The organism is Microlunatus flavus, from assembly GCF_900110855.1.
Classification (GTDB): Bacteria; Actinomycetota; Actinomycetes; order Propionibacteriales; family Propionibacteriaceae; genus Microlunatus; species Microlunatus flavus.
Window position 1 is genome coordinate 270,941 of record NZ_FOFA01000002.1, and the last position, 17,562, is coordinate 288,502.

22 protein-coding genes and 1 tRNA gene are annotated in these 17,562 nt (G+C 72.3%); 17 read left to right on the forward strand and 6 right to left on the reverse strand.

Annotated features, from left to right (window positions below):
- Nucleotides 1-68: 68 nt before the first annotated feature.
- Nucleotides 69-509: a hypothetical protein gene (locus BMY04_RS05650; protein ID WP_139209762.1), complete on the forward strand. Its 441-nt coding sequence runs from the start codon at nt 69-71 to the stop codon at nt 507-509.
- A 1-nt stretch (nt 510) separates the two neighbouring features.
- Here BMY04_RS05650 and BMY04_RS22655 read toward each other — a convergent pair whose 3' ends face one another.
- Nucleotides 511-1,335 carry an MBL fold metallo-hydrolase gene (locus BMY04_RS22655; RefSeq protein ID WP_170854014.1) on the reverse strand — a complete coding sequence of 275 codons (825 nt, stop codon included), beginning with the start codon at nt 1,333-1,335 and terminating at the stop codon, nt 511-513.
- Between the two features lie 26 nt (nt 1,336-1,361).
- Nucleotides 1,362-1,847, reverse strand: a complete 486-nt coding sequence (locus tag BMY04_RS22660) for a hypothetical protein (protein WP_091178168.1) — start codon at nt 1,845-1,847, stop codon at nt 1,362-1,364.
- Between the two features lie 58 nt (nt 1,848-1,905).
- On the opposite strand from BMY04_RS22660, the gene BMY04_RS05665 reads away from it, so the two are divergent.
- From BMY04_RS05665 to BMY04_RS05685, 5 genes are all read left to right on the forward strand, one after another.
- Nucleotides 1,906-2,952, forward strand: a complete 1,047-nt coding sequence (locus tag BMY04_RS05665) for an LLM class flavin-dependent oxidoreductase (RefSeq protein ID WP_091178169.1) — start codon at nt 1,906-1,908, stop codon at nt 2,950-2,952.
- Nucleotides 2,953-3,100: 148 nt separating this feature from the next.
- Nucleotides 3,101-3,547 carry a M67 family metallopeptidase gene (locus tag BMY04_RS05670; RefSeq protein ID WP_091178170.1) on the forward strand — a complete coding sequence of 149 codons (447 nt, stop codon included), beginning with the start codon at nt 3,101-3,103 and terminating at the stop codon, nt 3,545-3,547.
- 90 nt (nt 3,548-3,637) lie between these two features.
- The gene (locus BMY04_RS05675) at nt 3,638-3,928 is read left to right on the forward strand and encodes a MoaD/ThiS family protein (protein WP_091178171.1); all 291 of its coding nucleotides are present in this window, start codon (nt 3,638-3,640) and stop codon (nt 3,926-3,928) included.
- The gene (locus tag BMY04_RS05680) at nt 3,925-4,875 is read left to right on the forward strand and encodes a PLP-dependent cysteine synthase family protein (protein WP_091178172.1); all 951 of its coding nucleotides are present in this window, start codon (nt 3,925-3,927) and stop codon (nt 4,873-4,875) included. Before BMY04_RS05675 ends, BMY04_RS05680 begins: the two co-directional genes overlap by 4 nt.
- A 16-nt stretch (nt 4,876-4,891) precedes the next feature.
- Complete coding sequence (locus BMY04_RS05685) at nt 4,892-5,335, forward strand: VOC family protein (protein WP_091178173.1); 444 nt, start codon at nt 4,892-4,894, stop codon at nt 5,333-5,335.
- Between the two features lie 145 nt (nt 5,336-5,480).
- Here BMY04_RS05685 and BMY04_RS05690 read toward each other — a convergent pair whose 3' ends face one another.
- Nucleotides 5,481-6,059 carry a TIGR03086 family metal-binding protein gene (locus tag BMY04_RS05690; protein WP_091178174.1) on the reverse strand — a complete coding sequence of 193 codons (579 nt, stop codon included), beginning with the start codon at nt 6,057-6,059 and terminating at the stop codon, nt 5,481-5,483.
- Nucleotides 6,060-6,107: 48 nt separating this feature from the next.
- Here BMY04_RS05690 and murI point away from each other — a divergent pair, with 48 nt between their 5' ends.
- From murI to BMY04_RS05725, 7 genes are read left to right on the forward strand one after another with little or no spacing between them, the layout of a single operon-like run.
- A complete protein-coding gene (murI, locus tag BMY04_RS05695) occupies nt 6,108-6,968 on the forward strand; it encodes a glutamate racemase (protein ID WP_198409960.1) in 861 nt (286 codons plus the stop codon).
- Between the two features lie 13 nt (nt 6,969-6,981).
- Nucleotides 6,982-7,791 carry an MBL fold metallo-hydrolase gene (locus BMY04_RS05700; RefSeq protein WP_091178175.1) on the forward strand — a complete coding sequence of 270 codons (810 nt, stop codon included), beginning with the start codon at nt 6,982-6,984 and terminating at the stop codon, nt 7,789-7,791.
- Nucleotides 7,792-7,817: 26 nt separating this feature from the next.
- Nucleotides 7,818-8,438 (forward strand): hypothetical protein, encoded by a 621-nt coding sequence (locus BMY04_RS05705; RefSeq protein WP_091178176.1) that lies wholly within the window; start codon nt 7,818-7,820, stop codon nt 8,436-8,438.
- 32 nt (nt 8,439-8,470) lie between these two features.
- Entirely contained in the window at nt 8,471-9,193 is a 723-nt protein-coding gene (rph, locus tag BMY04_RS05710) for a ribonuclease PH (protein WP_091178177.1), read from the forward strand.
- Nucleotides 9,190-9,852 (forward strand): non-canonical purine NTP pyrophosphatase, encoded by a 663-nt coding sequence (locus tag BMY04_RS05715; RefSeq protein WP_091178178.1) that lies wholly within the window; start codon nt 9,190-9,192, stop codon nt 9,850-9,852. Before rph ends, BMY04_RS05715 begins: the two co-directional genes overlap by 4 nt.
- 2 nt (nt 9,853-9,854) lie before the next feature.
- Complete coding sequence (locus tag BMY04_RS05720; RefSeq protein WP_091178179.1) at nt 9,855-10,649, forward strand: thymidylate synthase; 795 nt, start codon at nt 9,855-9,857, stop codon at nt 10,647-10,649.
- Complete coding sequence (locus BMY04_RS05725; protein WP_091178180.1) at nt 10,646-11,143, forward strand: dihydrofolate reductase; 498 nt, start codon at nt 10,646-10,648, stop codon at nt 11,141-11,143. Before BMY04_RS05720 ends, BMY04_RS05725 begins: the two co-directional genes overlap by 4 nt.
- A gap of 28 nt (nt 11,144-11,171) precedes the next feature.
- Here BMY04_RS05725 and BMY04_RS05730 read toward each other — a convergent pair.
- A tRNA-Leu gene (locus BMY04_RS05730) sits at nt 11,172-11,256 on the reverse strand.
- Between the two features lie 37 nt (nt 11,257-11,293).
- Nucleotides 11,294-11,770: a thioredoxin-dependent thiol peroxidase gene (bcp, locus tag BMY04_RS05735; protein WP_091178181.1), complete on the reverse strand. Its 477-nt coding sequence runs from the start codon at nt 11,768-11,770 to the stop codon at nt 11,294-11,296.
- Nucleotides 11,771-11,913: 143 nt separating this feature from the next.
- Here bcp and BMY04_RS05740 point away from each other — a divergent pair, with 143 nt between their 5' ends.
- The 4 genes from BMY04_RS05740 (at nt 11,914) to BMY04_RS05755 (ending at nt 15,920) form a co-directional block, all read left to right on the forward strand.
- Complete coding sequence (locus BMY04_RS05740; protein WP_170854015.1) at nt 11,914-12,231, forward strand: DUF3618 domain-containing protein; 318 nt, start codon at nt 11,914-11,916, stop codon at nt 12,229-12,231.
- Between the two features lie 284 nt (nt 12,232-12,515).
- Nucleotides 12,516-13,844, forward strand: a complete 1,329-nt coding sequence (locus tag BMY04_RS05745; RefSeq protein WP_091178183.1) for an ABC transporter substrate-binding protein — start codon at nt 12,516-12,518, stop codon at nt 13,842-13,844.
- A gap of 76 nt (nt 13,845-13,920) precedes the next feature.
- Nucleotides 13,921-14,988: a carbohydrate ABC transporter permease gene (locus BMY04_RS05750; RefSeq protein ID WP_091178184.1), complete on the forward strand. Its 1,068-nt coding sequence runs from the start codon at nt 13,921-13,923 to the stop codon at nt 14,986-14,988.
- 122 nt (nt 14,989-15,110) lie between these two features.
- On the forward strand, nt 15,111-15,920 hold the full coding sequence (locus tag BMY04_RS05755; protein WP_408630447.1) for a carbohydrate ABC transporter permease: 810 nt from the start codon (nt 15,111-15,113) through the stop codon (nt 15,918-15,920).
- A gap of 89 nt (nt 15,921-16,009) precedes the next feature.
- On the opposite strand, the gene BMY04_RS05760 is transcribed toward BMY04_RS05755, so the two are convergent.
- Entirely contained in the window at nt 16,010-17,362 is a 1,353-nt protein-coding gene (locus BMY04_RS05760) for a hypothetical protein (RefSeq protein WP_091178186.1), read from the reverse strand.
- Nucleotides 17,363-17,562: the final 200 nt, after the last annotated feature.

The following is a 17,562-nucleotide window of genomic DNA, read 5'->3' on the forward strand; positions in this document are numbered from 1 at the left end:
GGCGAACCTAGGGGCACCGGGTGAACGCCGGGTGGCAGCGAGGTGACACCTCGGCGCAGGATGGGGGCATGCGTGGCCGGGTGCTGATGGTGCTGTTCCTGGTGCTGATGGTCGTCGTCGTCGTGGCGTCGACGGTGTCGTACGTGCGGCACCGTTCCGACCCGGTCGTCGTCGACGCCGCGTGCCCGCCGCTGCTGCCGCACACCAGCAACGCGACCGACGACTACGGCGACACCGTCCACTGGGACGGGCGGACCTGGTGGCGCACCGAGGGGAGGACGAAGGCGGACGGGAACGTGGTCGGCGTCGTGACGTGCACGGTCGCGGAGATCCCGAACGAGAACGGCTGGCGGGTGTCGCCGCGGGGCTGGGCGGACGGGACCGCCACCGTCCTGCCGAAGGGGACCCGGCTCACGACCGCGTCGGAGGAGCGGATCCACGAGGCGCTCGTCGCCAGCACGGCGGGCGGCGACGTCCTCTACTGCCCGGGCGCGCCCGGCACCTGCTGAGTCAGGTCCCGGTGAGGTGGTCGAAGTCGCCGCTCACCCAGCCGACGTAGCGCTCGGCCGAGCGCGCGACCCAGGTCGAGGCGTCGGCGAGCACGCAACCGCCGAAGTTGTCGTAGAGCCGCTCGGGCTCCAGCGCCAGGACGCGGTCGGCGACGGTGCGCACGACGGCGGCCGAGAGCGGCACCTTGTTCGGGAAGCTGCGCATGAACGACACCCAGTGCTGGTCGGGCGTCCCGGCGACCGTGTCGCCGGTGAGCAGCACGACCGCGCCGTCCGCGCCCCGGAACCGCGCCACGGCGCTGCCCGGGAAGTGCCCGCCGACCCGGTGCAGCGTCACCCCCGGCAGCACCTCGTGCGTCTCCTCCCAGCTCCGCACCCGCGGGTCGTCGCGCTGCACCCACTCCCGGTCGCGTTCCTGCGCCCAGACGGGCGCGTCGAACCGTTCGCCCCAGGCGACCTGCGCGCCGAACATGTGCGGGTGGCTGGACGCGACCGCGGCCACCCCGCCGGCCTCGCGGACCGCGGCCTCGAGCGCGTCGTCGACGTAGCCCACGGGGTCCCAGAGCAGGTTGCCGGCGTCGGTCCGCACGAGGAGCGCCCGCTGCCCGATCCCCAGGCCCGGCGCCACCGTGAGGCCGAGGAGCCCCGGCTCGACCTCGTCCAGCGTCCCGTCGTGGCCCTCCGCCTCCAGCTCGGCCATCGTCGTCCAGCGCTGGCCGGTGGGGCGCACGTACTGCCGGTCGTCGCTGCAGATCGCGCACGTCGCCGGCGGCTCGGGCGTGTCGGGTTGCTCGACGGCGCAGGTCCTGCAGATCCAGACGGGCACAGGTGTCTTCCTCGGGTCGCGGGTGGTCAGGTCGCCAGCGAGTGGGGGAGCTGCGCGGACAGCTCGGCGTACGCCGCGTCCAGCGCGACGGCCGCCGCGCCGAGCCCCTCGATCCTCCCGACGACGTCGGCGAGGCGCTGCGAGCGCCACTCGTGGGCGAGCAGGTCCATCGACATCGAGACCACCAGCGCGTGGCTGTGGAGCGCGACGTCGATGACGTGGCGCAGCCGCTCGTCGTCGGGGTCCGCGCACCCCCGGGGCAGCTCGTCGCGCAGGCTGAAGAAGCGGCGGACCAGCGGCCCCCCGCGGGGCGCGATCAGGCCGAGGTGGCCGTGCGCCCGCACGTCGGCGAGGACGGCCTCGGCCCGGTCCTGCAGGATCACCGCCTCCGCGGCCGCGCGGCGCAGGACGGCCCGGTCGTCGACGCGCGGCGTCGACGGCGCGAGGGTGTCGGCCAGCACGGCCTCGGGCCCCCGCAGCCATCCCGCCATCCAGCTCCGGAGCCCGGCCACGTGGTCACCCTAGGCCGGTCGTGGTCCACCGGCCAGGGCCTGCGGATACCGTTCCCGCATGGCTGGAGATGAGGCGGTGGACCGGCCGCTGCGACGCCTGGGCTTCCTGACGATCGGGCTGTTCGACCCGGCCGACCCCGGGCCCGGGCACGCCTTCACGCTCGAGATGATCGAGCTCGGCGAGCGGCTCGGCTTCGACAGCGCGTGGCTGCGCGACCGGCACCTGCAGCACGGCATCTCCTCGCCGGTCGCGGTGCTGGCCGCCGCTTCGCAGCGCACCTCGCGGATCGACCTCGGCACGGCGGTCATCCCGCTCGGCTGGGAGAACCCGCTCCGCCTCGCCGAGGACCTCGCCACCGTCGACGTGCTGACCGGTGGCCGGCTCAACCCCGGCGTGAGCGTCGGGCCGCCGATGGCCTGGGACGACGTGAAGGCGTCGCTCTACCCCGACACGGCCGACGTCGAGGAGTTCGGCTACCCGCGCGTCGAGCGGCTCCTCGGCTTCCTCGCCGGCGAGCGGGCGAGCACCTTCACCGGGACCCGGGGCATCGAGGTCTTCTCCGACCGGGTGCAGCCGCAGTCGCCCGGCCTGCGCGAGCGCACGTGGTACGGCGGCGCGAGCCTGCGCTCGGCGACCTGGGCCGGCGAGCACGCCATGAACTTCCTCACCTCGAGCGTCCTCAAGGTCGAGCACGAGCAGCCGGCGGGGGAGCCGTACGACTTCGGCGTCCTGCAGGCCGAGCAGATCCGGGCCTACCGCGCCGCCCACCCGGCCGGAGAGGCCGCCCGCGTCTCGCAGGGCCTCGTCGTGCTGCCCACTGACACGGCGACGCGTGAGCAGCGCGAGCGCTACCAGGCGTACGCGGACTCGCGGCTCGCGCGGACGCGCGAGCCCCAGGGACCGGCGCGGATGCTCTTCGCCCCCGACCTGGTCGGGACGTCGGAGGAGCTGGCCGAGCAGCTGTCCGCCCACCCGGCGTTCCGCGCGGTGGACGAGGTCGCGTTCGCGCTGCCGTTCACCTTCGAGCCCGAGGACTACGTGCAGATCCTCACCGACATGGCGACCCGGCTCGCCCCGCTCCTCGGCTGGGAGCCGTCGGCCTGAGGGCGTTCGACCCGGACGCTCAGGGGGCGCTCCCGGGGACGCTCCCTGAGCCTGTCGAAGGGCCACGGAGTGGTCGGCGACCCGCGCTCAGAGGTCTCAGCCGCCGGAAGCGGGCGGGCCGGGAGCGGGTGCCGCCTAGGCTCGCCGCATGCTGCGGATCCGCCAGGACCTCGTCGACGGGATGGTCGCCCACGCGCGCGCCGACCACCCCGACGAGGCGTGCGGGATCGTCGCGGGCCCCGAAGGTTCCGACACCCCGGTGCGTCTGGTCCCCATGATCAACGCCGACCGGTCGCCGACGTTCTTCCGGTTCGACCCGGCCGAGCAGCTCGAGATCAGCAAGCAGATGTGGGCCGCCGACGAGGAGATCGTCGTCGTCTACCACTCCCACACCGCGACCGAGGCCTACCCGTCGCGGACCGACGTCTCCTACGCCGCCGAGCCGCAGGCGCACTACGTGCTGGTGTCGACGGCGGAGTCCGGACGCGAGCCCGGGCCGGTGTCCGTACGGTCCTTCCGCATCCTCGACGGCGTGGTCACGGAAGAGGACATCGAGGTCCTCCCGGCACCCGACCCGCAGGGCGAGACGGACTAGGACCGGAATAGCCCCTCCCGCAGGGGCGTTCGAACCGGGGCAGTCCCGGACTGCTGACGCGGAACGATCGATCGGAAGAGAGAGCAAGTCATGGCGGTAGAGGTGCGGATCCCGACGATCCTGCGGACCTACACGGGCGGCGAGAAGGCCGTCTCCGGGCAGGGGTCCACCCTCGCCGAGCTGTTCGACGACGTCGAGGGCCGGCACCCCGGTCTGCGCGCGCGCATCGTCGACGAGAAGGACAGCACCGCCGCGCTGCGCCGCTTCGTGAACGTCTACGTCAACGACGAGGACGTCCGCTTCTCCGGCGGGCTCTCGTCGCCGGTCGCCGACGGCGACGTCGTGGTCGTGCTCCCGGCCGTGGCGGGCGGCGCGCTCTGACGCGCTTCGCCTCCCTGGAGGACTCGGTCGGCGGCACCCCGCTGGTCGGGCTCCCGTCGCTCTCGCCGAGCGAGGACGTACGCCTCTGGGCCAAGCTCGAGGACCGCAACCCGACCGGTTCCATCAAGGACCGCGCGGCGCTGGCGATGATCAGGGCCGCCGAGGCGGACGGCCGGCTGCGGCCCGGCTCGACCATCCTCGAGCCGACGAGCGGCAACACCGGCATCTCGCTGGCCATGGCCGCCAAGGTCCGCGGCTACCGGCTGGTGTGCGTGATGCCGGAGAACACCTCGATCGAGCGTCGCCAGATCCTCGCCATGTGGGGCGCCGAGATCGTCTCCTCGCCCGCGGCGGGCGGCTCGAACGAGGCCGTCCGCGTGGCCAAGGAGATCGCCGCCGACCACCCGGACTGGGTGATGCTCTACCAGTACGGCAACCCGGCGAACGCCGAGGCGCACTACCGCACCACCGGGCCCGAGATCCTGGCTGACCTGCCGACGGTGACCCACGTCGTGGCGGGCCTCGGCACCACCGGCACCCTGATGGGCATCGGCCGCTTCTTCCGCGAGCACAAGCCGGAGGTGCAGATCATCGCCGCCGAGCCCCGCTACGGCGAGCTCGTCTACGGCCTGCGCAACCTCGACGAGGGCTTCGTGCCCGAGCTGTACGACCCGAGCCTGGTCGACCGCCGCTTCTCCGTCGGGGCCCGCGACTCCGTACGTCGGGTCCGCGAGCTCCTCGAGCGCGAGGGCATCTTCGCGGGCCTGTCGACCGGCGCGATCGTGCACGCGGCGATGGCGCAGGCGCAGCGCTCGCTGAAGGCCGGCGAGCCCGCCGATATCGCCTTCATCATCTGCGACGCCGGCTGGAAGTACCTCTCCACCGGTGCGTACAACACCGACCTCGACACCACCGAGGACTTCCTCGACACGCAGGTCTGGGCGTAGCCGCCACACTGGGCGGATGAGCGAGCAGCCCACCGACGCGGTCACCCCGAGCGGCATCCACCACCTCCGCCTGACCGTCACCGACATCGAGCGGTCGAAGGCCTTCTACACGACCCTGCTGGGCCGCGACCCGGTGATCGACCACTCCGCGGCCGTCGACGAGCCCGGGGTGCGTCAGGACCAGAGCCGCTTCTTCGGCGGGGTCGTCTACTCCTTCGGCGACCAGGTGCTCGGCCTACGGCCGGTCGCCGAGCCCGGTGACACCTTCTCCTCGACCCGGGTCGGGCTGGACCACGTGAGCCTCCTCGTCGGCTCGCGCGACGACCTCGACCGTGCCGCGTCCCGGCTGAGCCGCGACGGCGTCCCGCACGGCGACGTCACCGACCTCGGTTCGATGCTGATCCTGTCGCTGCAGGACCCTGACGACATCAACCTGGAGCTCTGCTTCCGGGAAGCCTGAGCCTCCCCCTCGTCCGCCCGCACACCACTGCCGAGCGGTAGGTTGCCGCGCGTCTCCTCGAGTAGACAGCGCCGCAACCTACCGCTCGGCGGGCGGTGGGAGAGGGGTGCGAGAAGGGTCAGGGGCGCGAGGGCGTCGGTGGGCTTCAGGCCGGGGGCGACCAGAGCGGGTCGCGACCCGCGCCGCCGAGGACGCGGTCGAGCAGCGGTGCGTCGGCGGGCACCGGGACCACCGGGCCGAACAGGCCCTGACGCGCCGCCGGGTCGTCCGGGGTCCCCGAGACCATCTGCCACGACGCCCCGAGGCTCGCCGGGTCGGGCTCGTAGCGCTGCCCGGTGGCGGCGGCGAGGTCCCACCCGTGCAGCACGAGCTCGTTCGTGGCCACGACGCCGGCGACCTGCGCCGGGAGGTCCAGCCCACCCGCGCGGGTCATGCCCTCCCACGCACCGGGCTCGCGCCACGCCCGCGCGAGCTCGTCCAGCACGACGGGCAGCTGGGCGCGCCAGTCCGGGGGCAGCACGCCGTCGGCGAGGCTCGGCGCGGCGTCCGTGGACGGGCCGCTGACCTTGCGTGCGGCCTCGCGGAACGCCACCGACAGCCCGAGCACGTGGGCGAGCAGCTTCTCGACGCTGACGTCGCACGGCGTCGTGGCCCCGAGCCGCTCGTCGGCGATCCCGTCGGCGGTGCGCTGGAGGATCCTGGTGGCGGGTTCGAGGTCGAGCACGGTCGTCTCCTCTCGGCGCCGCCGCGCACGGCACTAGGATCAGCGCTCGTGGCAGCGGGTCTCGTCGGAACTCTAGGCACCTCGCCCGGCGAGGTCGAGACCCGCGGGACCGAGGCCCCCATCGGCATCTTCGACTCCGGCTTCGGCGGGCTCACGGTGGCCCGCGCGGTGACCGACCTGCTGCCCTACGAGGACCTCGTCTACCTCGGCGACACCGCCCGGTGCCCCTACGGCGACAAGCCGATCGCGGAGGTCCGCGAGTACGCGCTGGAGTGCCTGGACCACCTCGTCGAGCAGGGCGTGAAGGCCCTGGTCATCGCCTGCAACGCGGCGAGCGCCGCCGTCCTGCGCGACGCGCGCGAGCGTTACGCGGTCCCGGTCGTCGAGGTCATCTCCCCGGCCGCGCGGCGGGCGGCGGCCGCCACCCGGAACGGTCGGGTCGGGGTGATCTGCACCGAGGCGACGGCGACCTCGCAGGCGTACGACGACGCGTTCGCCGCCGCGCCGAGCATCGACCTGGCGACGGTCGCCTGCCCGCGCTTCGTGCCCTTCGTGGAGGCTGGGATCACCGGCGGCCCCGACCTGCTGGCCGCGGCCGAGGAGTACCTGGCGCCGCTGCGGGGCGGCGAGGGCGGCGAGGGTGTCGACACGCTCATCCTGGGCTGCACGCACTACCCGCTGCTGACCGGCGTGATCTCGATGGTGCTCGGCGAGCAGGTGACGCTGGTGTCCAGCGCCGACGAGGGGGCCAAGGCGGTCTACGCCGAGCTGACCCGCCGCGGCCTGACGCACGGGGAACCACGGCCGAGCAGCCACCGGTTCCTGACCACGGGCAACCCGGAGGCGTTCGAGCGGCTGGGCGCCCGCCTCCTGAACGGTCTCGTCAGCGACGTCGAGCAGCTCTTCTGATGGGGGTCCGTCGATGAGGCTGACCGTCGTCGGCTGCAGCGGCTCGGTCTCCGGGCCGGCGTCGCCAGCCTCCAGCTACCTCGTGCAGGCGCCGTACGAGGGGCGCGCCTTCAGCCTCGTCCTCGACCTCGGGCCGGGCGCGTTCGGCGCGCTGCACCGCCACCTGGACCCGAGCGCCGTCGACGCGTACGGGTTCAGCCACCTGCATCCCGACCACTGCCTCGACCTCTGCGGGGCCTACGTCGCGGCCCGCTACTCCCCGACGGCGCCCTGGCCGCGGGTGCCCGTCCACGCCCCGGCCGACGCGGGCGCCCGGTTCGCCCGCGCGTATGACGTGGCCCCGAGGGCGGACCGGGACGGCGAGGGCGGCGTCTCGATCGCCGACTGGTTCGGCTACCGCACGTGGCGGCCCGAGCAGGAGGTCGGACCGTTCCGCGTGGCGACGGCCCCCGTCGACCACCCGGTCGAGGCGTACGCCGTCCGGGTGACCGAAGCGGCGACCGGCGCCTCGCTGGTCTACTCCGGCGACACCGGCCCCTGCGACACGCTCGTCGACCTGGCCCGCGGCGAGGACGGCGGCGGTGTCGACCTGCTGCTGGCGGAGGCGGCGTTCCTCGACGGGCCCGGGCTCCCGTCCGGGGTGCACCTGACCGGGTCGCAGGCGGCCATCGCCGCGACGCGGGCGGGCGCCCGCTCGCTGCTGCTCACCCACATCCCGCCCTGGCACGACCCGCAGCGCGTCCTGGCCGAGGCCAGGCCGCACTTCGCCGGCCCGGTGTCGCTGGCGGTGACCGACGCGGTGCGGGAGGTCCGGCCGCGGTGAGGGCCGGCGGCTGCCATGCTGCCGTCGTGCGTGCGCCCCTCGAGGTCCGCTGGAGCCGCTCGAAGCAGGTCGGGCCGCTGGTCCTGCTGGGCGTCTTCTTCCTGGCCGTCCTCCTGGCCTGGGTCTTCCACGTCGTGCCCGGTTGGCTCGGGGCGCTGGACACGGTGCTCTTCGGCGGCGTGGTCGTCTACGGCCTCGTCTCGCTCCGCCGGATCCGGCCCGACGTGGCCGTCGCCCGGCTCGACGAGGAGGGGGTCACGGTCCCCGGCGCCCGGACCGTCCCCTGGTCCGACCTGCGGCAGGTGGTGGTCGGGCCGATGCGGCCGGCGTGGTTCCTCGGCAGCCGGCGCCTCCAGGTCGTGTCCTTCCTGCCTCACGCCGGGGCCGACCTCCCGGGACCTCCGGGGCCCGTGAACCCGCAGCGGTGGGGTCGCGGGTTCCGTGAACGGCTGTACGGCACCAACCTCCTGCTGCTGTCCTCGGCCACGAGCGTCGACGGGCGCGAGATCGCGCAGGCGGCGCACGAGCTCGGCGGGCTGCCCGTGCGCCACGTGCCCTTCCACCCTGTGCGGCGCTGGCTCGTCGTGCTGGGCGGCGCCGTGGTGCTGGGGGTGGCGATCGCCGTCGTGCGCCGTCTCGTCGGCTGACCGCCGCCGGCGGGACGCCTAGGCTCGCCCCCATGACGACCCGCGCCGACGGCCGCAGTCCCGACGACCTGCGCGAGGTGAAGATCACCCGCGGCTGGCTCGAGCAGGCCGAGGGCTCGGTCCTCGTGGAGTTCGGCAGCACGCGCGTGCTCGTCGCCGCCAGCGTCACCCAGGGCGTGCCCCGCTGGCGCAAGGGCTCCGGGCTGGGCTGGGTGACCAGCGAGTACGCGATGCTCCCGCGGGCGACGAACACCCGCAACGACCGCGAGTCGGTCAAGGGCCGCATCGGCGGGCGCACGCACGAGATCAGCCGCCTCATCGGCCGCAGCCTGCGGGCCGTCATCGACTACGCCGCGCTGGGCGAGAACACGATCGTCCTCGACTGCGACGTCCTCCAGGCCGACGGCGGCACCCGCACCGCGTCGATCACCGGCGCGTACGTCGCACTGGCTGACGCCGTCAGCTGGCTGCGCGACCGCAACGCCCTCAACGGCGAGCCGCTGACCGGGTCGGTGGCCGCCGTGTCGGTCGGCATCGTCGCGGAGACCCCGATGCTCGACCTCGCCTACTCCGAGGACTCGGTGGCCGAGGTCGACCTCAACGTGGTCACCGACGGCACCGGACGGTTCATCGAGGTGCAGGGCACCGCGGAGGGCGCGCCCTTCGACCGGGCCATGATGGACACGCTGCTCGACCTCGGCGTCGCCGGCACCGCCCGGCTGACCGAGCTGCAGCGCGCCGCCCTGGCCTCGTGACCTCGTCTCCGGCAGCGGCGCAGGGCGGCCCGACCGTCGTCCTCGCGACGAACAACGCCAAGAAGCTCGTCGAGCTGCGCCGCCTCGTGGCGGAGGCGGGTGCGGGTGTGACGGTCCTCGGGCTCGGCGACCTCGAGCCGTACCCGGAGCCGGCGGAGACCGAGCGCACCTTCGTCGGCAACGCCCTGCTCAAGGCGCGCGCGTGCGTCGCGGCCACCGGCCTGCCCGCGCTCGCCGACGACTCCGGGATCGCCGTCGACGTGCTCAACGGCATGCCCGGCGTCCGGTCTGCGCGCTGGTCGGGGCCGGAGGCGACGGACGCGACGAACAACGCGCTGCTGCTCGCCCAGCTCGACGACGTGGCCGACGCCGATCGGACCGCGCACTTCGAGGCGGCCGTGGCGCTCGTGCTGCCCGACGGGACCGAGCGGACGACGACCGGCCGGATGGATGGGCTCCTCCTGCGGGCGCCGGTCGGTGACAATGGGTTCGGCTACGACCCGCTGTTCGTCGCGGACGGTCAGCAGGTCAGCAACGGCGTGCTCGACCCGGCCGCGAAGGACCGGATCAGCCACCGTGGCCAGGCCGTGCGGGCGATGGTCCCGGTGCTCGTGGAGGTGCTGACCGGTGACCCGGCGGCGGGTGTCAAGGAGGCGTAGCGGTGCAGACCTATCTCGACCTCGTCCGGCACGTGCTCGACCACGGCGTCGAGAAGTCCGACCGGACCGGTACGGGCACGCTCAGCACCTTCGGCCACCAGATGCGCTTCGACCTGCGCGAGGGCTTCCCGCTCGTGACGACGAAGAAGGTGCACACGCGCTCGGTGTTCGCCGAGCTGCTGTGGTTCCTGCGCGGCGAGACGAACGTCAAGTGGCTGCACGAGAACGGCGTCACCATCTGGGACGAGTGGGCCGACGCCGACGGCGAGCTCGGTCCCGTCTACGGCTACCAGTGGCGCTCCTGGCCGACGCCGGACGGCCGCCATGTCGACCAGGTCGCGGAGGTCATCCGCTCGATCAAGGCCAGCCCCGACTCGCGCCGCCATCTCGTCAACGCCTGGAACGTCGGCCAGCTCGACGAGATGGCCCTGCCGCCCTGCCACACGCTCTTCCAGTTCTACGTGGCCGAGGGCCGGCTGTCCTGCCAGCTCTACCAGCGCTCCGGCGACGTGTTCCTCGGCGTGCCCTTCAACATCGCCTCGTACGCGCTGCTCACGCACCTGGTCGCGCAGGTGTGCGGCCTCGAGGTCGGTGACTTCGTGCACGTCCTCGGCGACGCGCACCTCTACCTCAACCACCTCGACCAGGCGCGGCTCCAGCTGACGCGCGAGCCGCGGCCGCTGCCCCGGCTCGTGCTCAACCCCGACGTGCACGACATCGATCGCTTCACCCTGGACGACATCAGCCTCGTCGGCTACGACCCGCACCCGGGTATCAAGGCGCCGATCGCCGTATGAGCCCGCGGCTGGTCGGCGTCGCGGCGGTCGCCCGGAACGGCGTCATCGGCGCCGACGGCGACATCCCCTGGCGCATCCCCGCCGACTGGCGGCGGTTCAAGGCCCTGACGACCGGCCACACCCTCGTGATGGGGCGCAAGACCTTCGACTCCATCGGGCGCCCGCTGCCCGGACGGACGACGGTCGTGGTGACCCGCGACCGGAGGTGGCGGGGCGACGGCGTGCTGGTGGCGCCCACGATCGACGAGGCGCTCGACCTCGCGCGGCAGCGTGAGCCCGAGGTGGTCTGGGTCGCCGGTGGGGGAGAGGTGTACGCCGCGACGTGGGACCGGCTCGACGGGCTCGAGCTCACCGAGGTCGAGCTGGAGCCCGAGGGAGCAGTGCGGCTGCCGGCGGTCGACCCGCAGGTGTGGCGGGAGTCCGCCCGCGAGAGCGTCGGCGCGACGGGCGACGTGCCCGCGTACGCCTTCGTCAGCTACGTGCGCCGCGCCTGAGCAGAACCCTGCCGTCGGGGTCGTGCGCTGGTGCCGGAGAAGGGACTCGAACCCTCACGCCCAGGGGCACAGGAACCTAAATCCTGCGTGTCTGCCAGTTCCACCACTCCGGCCGCACCGATCGTCGCGCTCGCGCGTCGAACCCTCAGGCTAGACGCCGAGCTCGCGCTTCAGCTTGTCCACGTGGCCCGCGGCGCGGACGTTGTACTGCGCCACGGCCACGGTGCCCTCGCCCTTCTTGTCCACGTCGACGACGAAGGTCGAGCGGATGACGCCCTCGACGAGCTTGCCGTAGAGGAGCTTCTCCCCGAACGCCCCGTACGCCGTCAGCACCGACTTGTCCGGGTCGGACAGCAGCGGGAAGGCGACGGACTGCCGCTCCCGGAACTGGGCCAGCTTGGGCTGCTCGTCGGGCGAGATGCCCAGCACGTGGTAGCCGGCGTTGCCGAGGTCGTTGACCGCCGCGGTGAAGTCGACCGCCTGCGTGGTGCAGCCCGGCGTGAGCGCGGCCGGGTAGAAGTAGACGATCACGCGCTGCCCGGCGTAGTCGGACAGCGAGACCTCGCGCCCGTCGGCGTCGGGCAGGGTGAAGGCGGGGGCGGTCGAGCCGGCGTCGAGGCGGGTCATGGTCGGAACCCTAGTAGGCCCCTCGGACGGTCGCGGCGTCTCGTGCACCCGGCGGTCGCCGCCACCGACCCCGCGTGAACCACTAGGCTGCGACGGATCGCCCCCGGCCCCGCCGGAGGCCCGTGCCAGCAGCAGGAGGACAGGTGTCGACCCAGGCCAACGAGCCCAGCCTCACCGGTCGGACCAAGTCCCAGATCGAGGCCGACCTCGGCGCGACCCGCGACCGCCTCGCGGCGTCGGTGTCGGGCCTGATCGACGAGGTCCACCCGACGCGCATCAAGCAGCGCACCGTCGGCCGGCTCCGCGCGGAGCTGCAGGCGCGGCTCGACGACGTGCGGGCGTACTTCTTCAACGCGCGCGGCGACGTCCGCACCGACCACGTGCTGAGCGCCGGTGGGGTCGCCGCCGGGACCCTGACGCTGATCCTCGGCGTCCGCGCGCTGCTGCGTCGTCGCCGCTGACGCGAGCGGCTGACGGCCGCCCGGAAAGCCTTTCTCAGGCCCGACGACCGCGTTCCTGCTTCTTAATGGATTCAGCCGGGCCTCGGCCTTCGAGGCCGAGAAACTTCGCCGTCGGACAGAGGTGAATCCCCTTCCCAGGCAGGGGTTCGGCGTGTTACACGCTTCATAACGATCTTGACGGAATCGTTGTGCGTGGTTGCGCTCCAGTGACGCAGAACCCCTAGTGTGGCCCGACAGCACCATCCGGAACTGGTGCGTTCTCGACACAATGAAGTGAGGCATTCATGCGTTTCGTTCGTTCAGGGCGCCGTGCCGCGGTCGCCGCTGTCTCCCTCAGCGCGCTGCTGCTGGCAGCGGCGTGCGGCAGCAGCAGCTCCGGCACCGGCTCCGGCACGGGGTCCTCCGCCCCGGCCGTGGACTTCACCAAGCAGGGCGACATCGAGCTGTGGAACGGCAAGGACGTCTCCGGCAACCTGCCGAAGCTCATCGCGCAGTTCAACTCGCAGCACCCCAACGGCCAGGTCAAGTTCCACGAGCTGCCCGACAGCGCCGACCAGCAGCGCCAGCAGATGATCCAGAACACCCAGATCAAGAACCCGGCCATGGGCGTGATCAGCATGGACGTGGTCTGGACCTCGGAGTTCGCGGCCAAGGGCTACGTCGTGCCGCTGCCGACCGACCAGTTCCCGACGACCGGCTTCCTGCAGTCCGCCGTCGCCGGCGCCACCTACTTCAACAAGCTGTACGCCTACCCGTCGACCTCCGACGGCGGCCTGCTGTACTACCGCAAGGACCTCCTCGACAAGTACAACCTGAAGCCGCCGACGACGTTCGACGAGATGAAGGCCGCCTGCGACACGATCCGCAAGGGCGAGAACGACTCCAAGCTCGGGTGCTTCGCCGGCCAGTACAACAAGTACGAGGGCCTCACGGTGAACTTCGACGAGGCCGTGCACAGCGCCGGTGGTGTCACCGTCGGTGACGACGGCAAGCCGAACGTGGCGACCCCGGAGGCCGCGAAGGGCCTGCAGACCCTCGCCGACTGGTTCAAGAACGGCGACATCCCCAAGGCCGCGATCACGTGGCAGGAGGAGAACGGCCGCCAGGCGTTCGAGGCCGGGCAGCTGATCTTCCACCGCAACTGGGGCTACGTCTACAACCTGGCCCAGACCGACAAGGCCAGCGTCGTCAAGGGCAAGTTCGACGTCGCCCCGCTGCCGGGCATCACCGGTCCGGGCGTCTCGAGCCTCGGCGGCCACAACTTCGCCATCGCCGCGAACGCCGAGAACAAGGGCACCGCGGTCGACTTCCTGAAGTTCATGAGCTCGGAGGAGGTCCAGAAGTCGAACACGCTGGCCACCTCGGCCAGCCCGACGCTGGAGAAGCTCTACACCGACTCCGACCTGGTCAAGAAGTTCCCCTTCATGCCGACCCAGCTCAAGTCGATCCAGGGGGCCGTGCCGCGGCCCAAGGCGGTCGAGTACGGCGACGTGACCCTGGCCATCCAGGACGCCGCGTACGGCGCGCTGCAGGCGGGTGCGAACGGCCAGACGGCCGACGCGACCGCTGCTCTCCAGGGCCTGCAGACCAAGCTGCAGACGCTGATCAAGTAACGATCGGTTCCGTCCACGGGTCCCGGCGCGCTGTGCGTGCCGGGGCCCGTGGACGACTCTCCTAGGAGGTGACCGCATGGCGACAGCCACTGCGGAACCACGCAGCGCCGCCGCCGTCGCGCCCGACGGCCACAAGCACAAGAAGAACGCGCTCAGCGACGGGCAGGGCCGCCTGGCCTGGATCCTGCTGGCGCCCACCCTCCTGGTCATCCTCGTGGTGGCCGGCATCCCGGTGATCATGTCGATCCGGGAGTCGTTCTTCCAGACCAACGACGGCGTCGACCCCGTCACCGGCATGGTCGCCGGTGGCGAGAAGTTCGTCGGGCTGGGCAACTTCACGGCCATCTTCGCCGGGCAAAACCCGGTCACCGGCTCGTGGGGCACGATCGACCGCTTCTGGAACGCGTTCTGGAACACGACCGCGATCACCGTCGTCTGCATCATCCTCGAGACGATCCTCGGCGTGGCGATGGCGCTGATCATGGCCAAGGCCTTCAAGGGCCGCGGCATCGTCCGCGCCGGCATCCTCGTCCCGTGGGCCATCCCGACCATCGTGTCGGCCCTCATGTGGAAGCTGATCTTCGACGCGGACGGCATCATGAACCGGGTCCTCGGCAACCAGGTCCTCTGGCTCGCCGACACGGGCGCGTCCTTCTGGGCGATCGTCATCGCCGACACCTGGAAGACCGCCCCCTTCATCGGGCTGCTGACCCTCGCGGGGCTGCAGACCATCCCCGCCGAGGTCTACGAGGCGGCCAAGGTGGACGGGGCCACGACCTGGCAGCAGTTCGTGCGCATCACCCTGCCGCTGGTCCGGCCGACGCTCGTCGTCGCCGTGCTGTTCCGCACGCTCGACACGCTGCGCATGTTCGACCTGCCCTACGGCATGATCGGCGCCGGCAAGTACCGGGTGGAGACGCTCTCGATCTTCTCCTACCTGGAGGCGACCCAGACGCGCTACGGGCCGGCCGCGGCGTACGCGATCGTGCTCTTCATCTACGTGCTGCTGGTGGCCTTCGTCTTCGTCAAGCTCCTCGGCGCCGACGTGATCGGTGACACGGGGATGCCCAAGAAGAAGAAGGGCAAGAAGAAGGCCGGCGACGCGGCCGCACCCGGCCTCGAGATGGTGGGAGGGGCGCACTGATGGCCACCACGACAACTCCGCCGACGGAGCACTCGCACCTGAGCTCCGCCGAGGTCGCCGAGCTGGCCCGCGAGAAGCGGAGCCCGAAGGCGCTCGTCGGGATGATCGCGTCCTACGTCGGCATGGCGCTGATCGTCCTCTACTGCATCATCCCGTTCTACTGGATGATCGTGTCCTCGCTGCGTGACCCGAGCCAGGGCCGCAGCACGCAGTTCATCCCGGACCCGGTGTCCATCGCGAACTTCAAGGGCGTCTTCTCCGGGCAGAACAACTTCGGCCGGTCCCTGATCAACTCGTTGATCGTCTCCGGGGCCACGACCATCCTCACCCTGCTCTTCGGCATCGTGGCGGCGTACGCGCTGGCGAGGCTGACCTTCAAGGGCAAGGGCCTCGTGCTCTGGGTGATCATGGCCTGCTCGATGTTCCCGGTGATCATCCTGATCCCGCCGCTGCTGAAGATGTTCTCCTCCACGGAGCCGTTCCAGTGGTTCCCGCGGTGGGTGGACACCTACCAGGCCGTCATCGTCCCGTACCTCAGCTTCGGGCTCCCGCTGGCGGTGTGGAACCTGACGGCCTTCTTCAAGCAGCTCCCCGTGGAGCTGGAGCAGGCCGCGATGGTCGACGGCTGCACCCCGGGGGTCGCCTTCCGCAAGGTGATCCTGCCGCTCGCGGCGCCGGGCGTGTTCACCACGGCGATCATCGTGTTCATCGGTGCGTGGAACGAGTACCTGATCGCGCTGACCTTCCTGCAGGCCGCGGACCGGCAGACCGCGACCGTGGCGATCAGCAAGTTCACCGGCACGACCGGCTTCGACACCCCGTACGGCACGATCATGGCCGCCGGTGTGATCGTGACGGTTCCGCTCCTCGTCGCGGTGCTGCTCTTCCAGCGCCGCATCGTCGCCGGTCTCACCGCCGGTGGCGTGAAGTAGGGCACGCCGCCCGGGGCGCAGCCCCTGTCAGCGGTCCCGCACGGGCCCGGTCACCTCGGTGGCCGGGCCCGTGCGCGTCCCTGCTGCTCTCAGAAGCGGAACGGGTTGGAGCGCATCGCGGCGAAGAGATACCACGACGTGGCGCCGACGTGCAGGTCCTGGGAGTAGTCGAACCCGAAACCGGTGTCGAGCGGTGACGAGGCCGCGACGACCCCGCCCGTGACGCGCTTCTGGTGGAACGTCTGCGTGGCCCCCAGACGGTCCTGGCCGGAGCGGATCTCCTCGAGCAGGATGCGCGCACGTGCCCGGTCGTCCGGGGCGTTGCGGCGGTGCAACGCCAGCGCGAGCTGGGCTGTGCCCTCGAACCACACGGCCCCGTCGTCGGGCTTCGGGTTCCACTCCTGGCCGCCGACCCGGACGGTGACGTCGGTGCTCAGGGTGCCGCTGCTGAAGCCGACCCCGGAGACGGCGTAGGAGCCGCGCAGGGAGGAGTTCGTGCGCAGCGGGGTGTCGGTCGTCGCCAGGGTGGTGCGGGCCCAGTCGAGGCAGCCGGCGTGGCGCTGCTCGCCGATCGAGAGCCAGGACCAGGTCTGCACGTCGAGCGGGCGCTGGTGGGCCGCCTTGTTGATCGTCGCGCCGTCGTCGGAGCCGGTCCAGAAGAAGCCGTCCTCGGCGTTCCAGACGGCGCGCACGAAGGCGCGGGCGTGCTCGGCGTGCTCCAGCCAGGACGGCTCGCCGGTCACGCGGGCGACCAGGCGGAACAGGGCGTACAGGTCGATGTTGTGCTCGGTGGACTTGTGGCCCTCCAGGCCGGCCGTCTCGCCGAAGGTGAAGCCGCCGAGCCCGGACGTCGAGCGGGCGCGGTCCACGATCCAGCGGGCGATGCGCAGCAGGCCGCGGCGGTAGGGGGCGTGGCCGGTCGCGTGGGCCAGCTGGGCGAGCGCGAGACCGGTCCAGGCCATGTCGCCGACCGCCGTGCCCGTGAACCCGTACTCGTTCCCGGGCACCGGCGCGGTGCCGGGCTTCGCGAACGTCGCGACGTGGTACGCCTGGCGCAGCCGGCCGTCGCCGGTCGGGTCCCGGTCCTGCACGAGCAGCAGCGCGTCGCCGACGGCGCGGGCGCGGGCCCGGTCGCCGGCGGCGAGCAGCGCCATGCAGGTGAGCGCGTTGTCGTAGACGAAGCCGATGTCGCCGAGCCGTGAGTCGTCGTAGCTCTGGGCCAGCCGGGGGCCCTTCGTGGCGTAGGCGTCGGTGACCTGCTGCAGGAAGTGCAGCGCCGCCCGCGCGGAGCGGTCGGCGTGGGCGGAGCCCTGGTCGGCGGCTGCGGCGGGCAGCGTGCGGGCGGCGATCAGCGGGACCGAGGCTCCCAGGGCTGCGCCGGCGCCCAGCAGGGCGCGCCGGGTGGGGTGCGGGCTCGTACGTCCGGTGGTCGGTGAGGTCATCAGGGGTCCTTCGGGCGGGGGAGCCGCCTCGGGGGAGCGGCGGCCCGATCACGCTAACGTCCGAATTAATTCCTCGGGCGCGGGGTCGGCAACCTCACACCCGCCCACTTCGACAACGTTGTCGGCGTCTGCCTACCATGGAGGCCTGCGCCAAACAGTCGGCGCGCGGCCGCTGCCCCAGGCGGCCTGGAGGAGACGGA

Excerpts from the sequence above, each read along its gene's own strand:
- BMY04_RS05670 (WP_091178170.1), top strand. The coding sequence starts at position 3,101 with ATGCTGCGGATCCGCCAGGACCTCGTCGACGGGATGGTCGCCCACGCG.
- BMY04_RS05700 (WP_091178175.1), top strand. The coding sequence starts at position 6,982 with ATGAGGCTGACCGTCGTCGGCTGCAGCGGCTCGGTCTCCGGGCCGGCG.
- rph (WP_091178177.1), top strand. The coding sequence starts at position 8,471 with ATGACGACCCGCGCCGACGGCCGCAGTCCCGACGACCTGCGCGAGGTG.
- BMY04_RS05650 (WP_139209762.1), top strand. The coding sequence starts at position 69 with ATGCGTGGCCGGGTGCTGATGGTGCTGTTCCTGGTGCTGATGGTCGTC.
- BMY04_RS05725 (WP_091178180.1), top strand. The coding sequence starts at position 10,646 with ATGAGCCCGCGGCTGGTCGGCGTCGCGGCGGTCGCCCGGAACGGCGTC.
- BMY04_RS05750 (WP_091178184.1), top strand. The coding sequence starts at position 13,921 with ATGGCGACAGCCACTGCGGAACCACGCAGCGCCGCCGCCGTCGCGCCC.
- BMY04_RS05685 (WP_091178173.1), top strand. The coding sequence starts at position 4,892 with ATGAGCGAGCAGCCCACCGACGCGGTCACCCCGAGCGGCATCCACCAC.
- BMY04_RS05665 (WP_091178169.1), top strand. The coding sequence starts at position 1,906 with ATGGCTGGAGATGAGGCGGTGGACCGGCCGCTGCGACGCCTGGGCTTC.
- bcp (WP_091178181.1), bottom strand. The coding sequence starts at position 11,770 with ATGACCCGCCTCGACGCCGGCTCGACCGCCCCCGCCTTCACCCTGCCC.
- BMY04_RS05760 (WP_091178186.1), bottom strand. The coding sequence starts at position 17,362 with ATGACCTCACCGACCACCGGACGTACGAGCCCGCACCCCACCCGGCGC.
- BMY04_RS05745 (WP_091178183.1), top strand. The coding sequence starts at position 12,516 with ATGCGTTTCGTTCGTTCAGGGCGCCGTGCCGCGGTCGCCGCTGTCTCC.
- BMY04_RS05755 (WP_408630447.1), top strand. The coding sequence starts at position 15,111 with ATGGCGCTGATCGTCCTCTACTGCATCATCCCGTTCTACTGGATGATC.
- BMY04_RS05675 (WP_091178171.1), top strand. The coding sequence starts at position 3,638 with ATGGCGGTAGAGGTGCGGATCCCGACGATCCTGCGGACCTACACGGGC.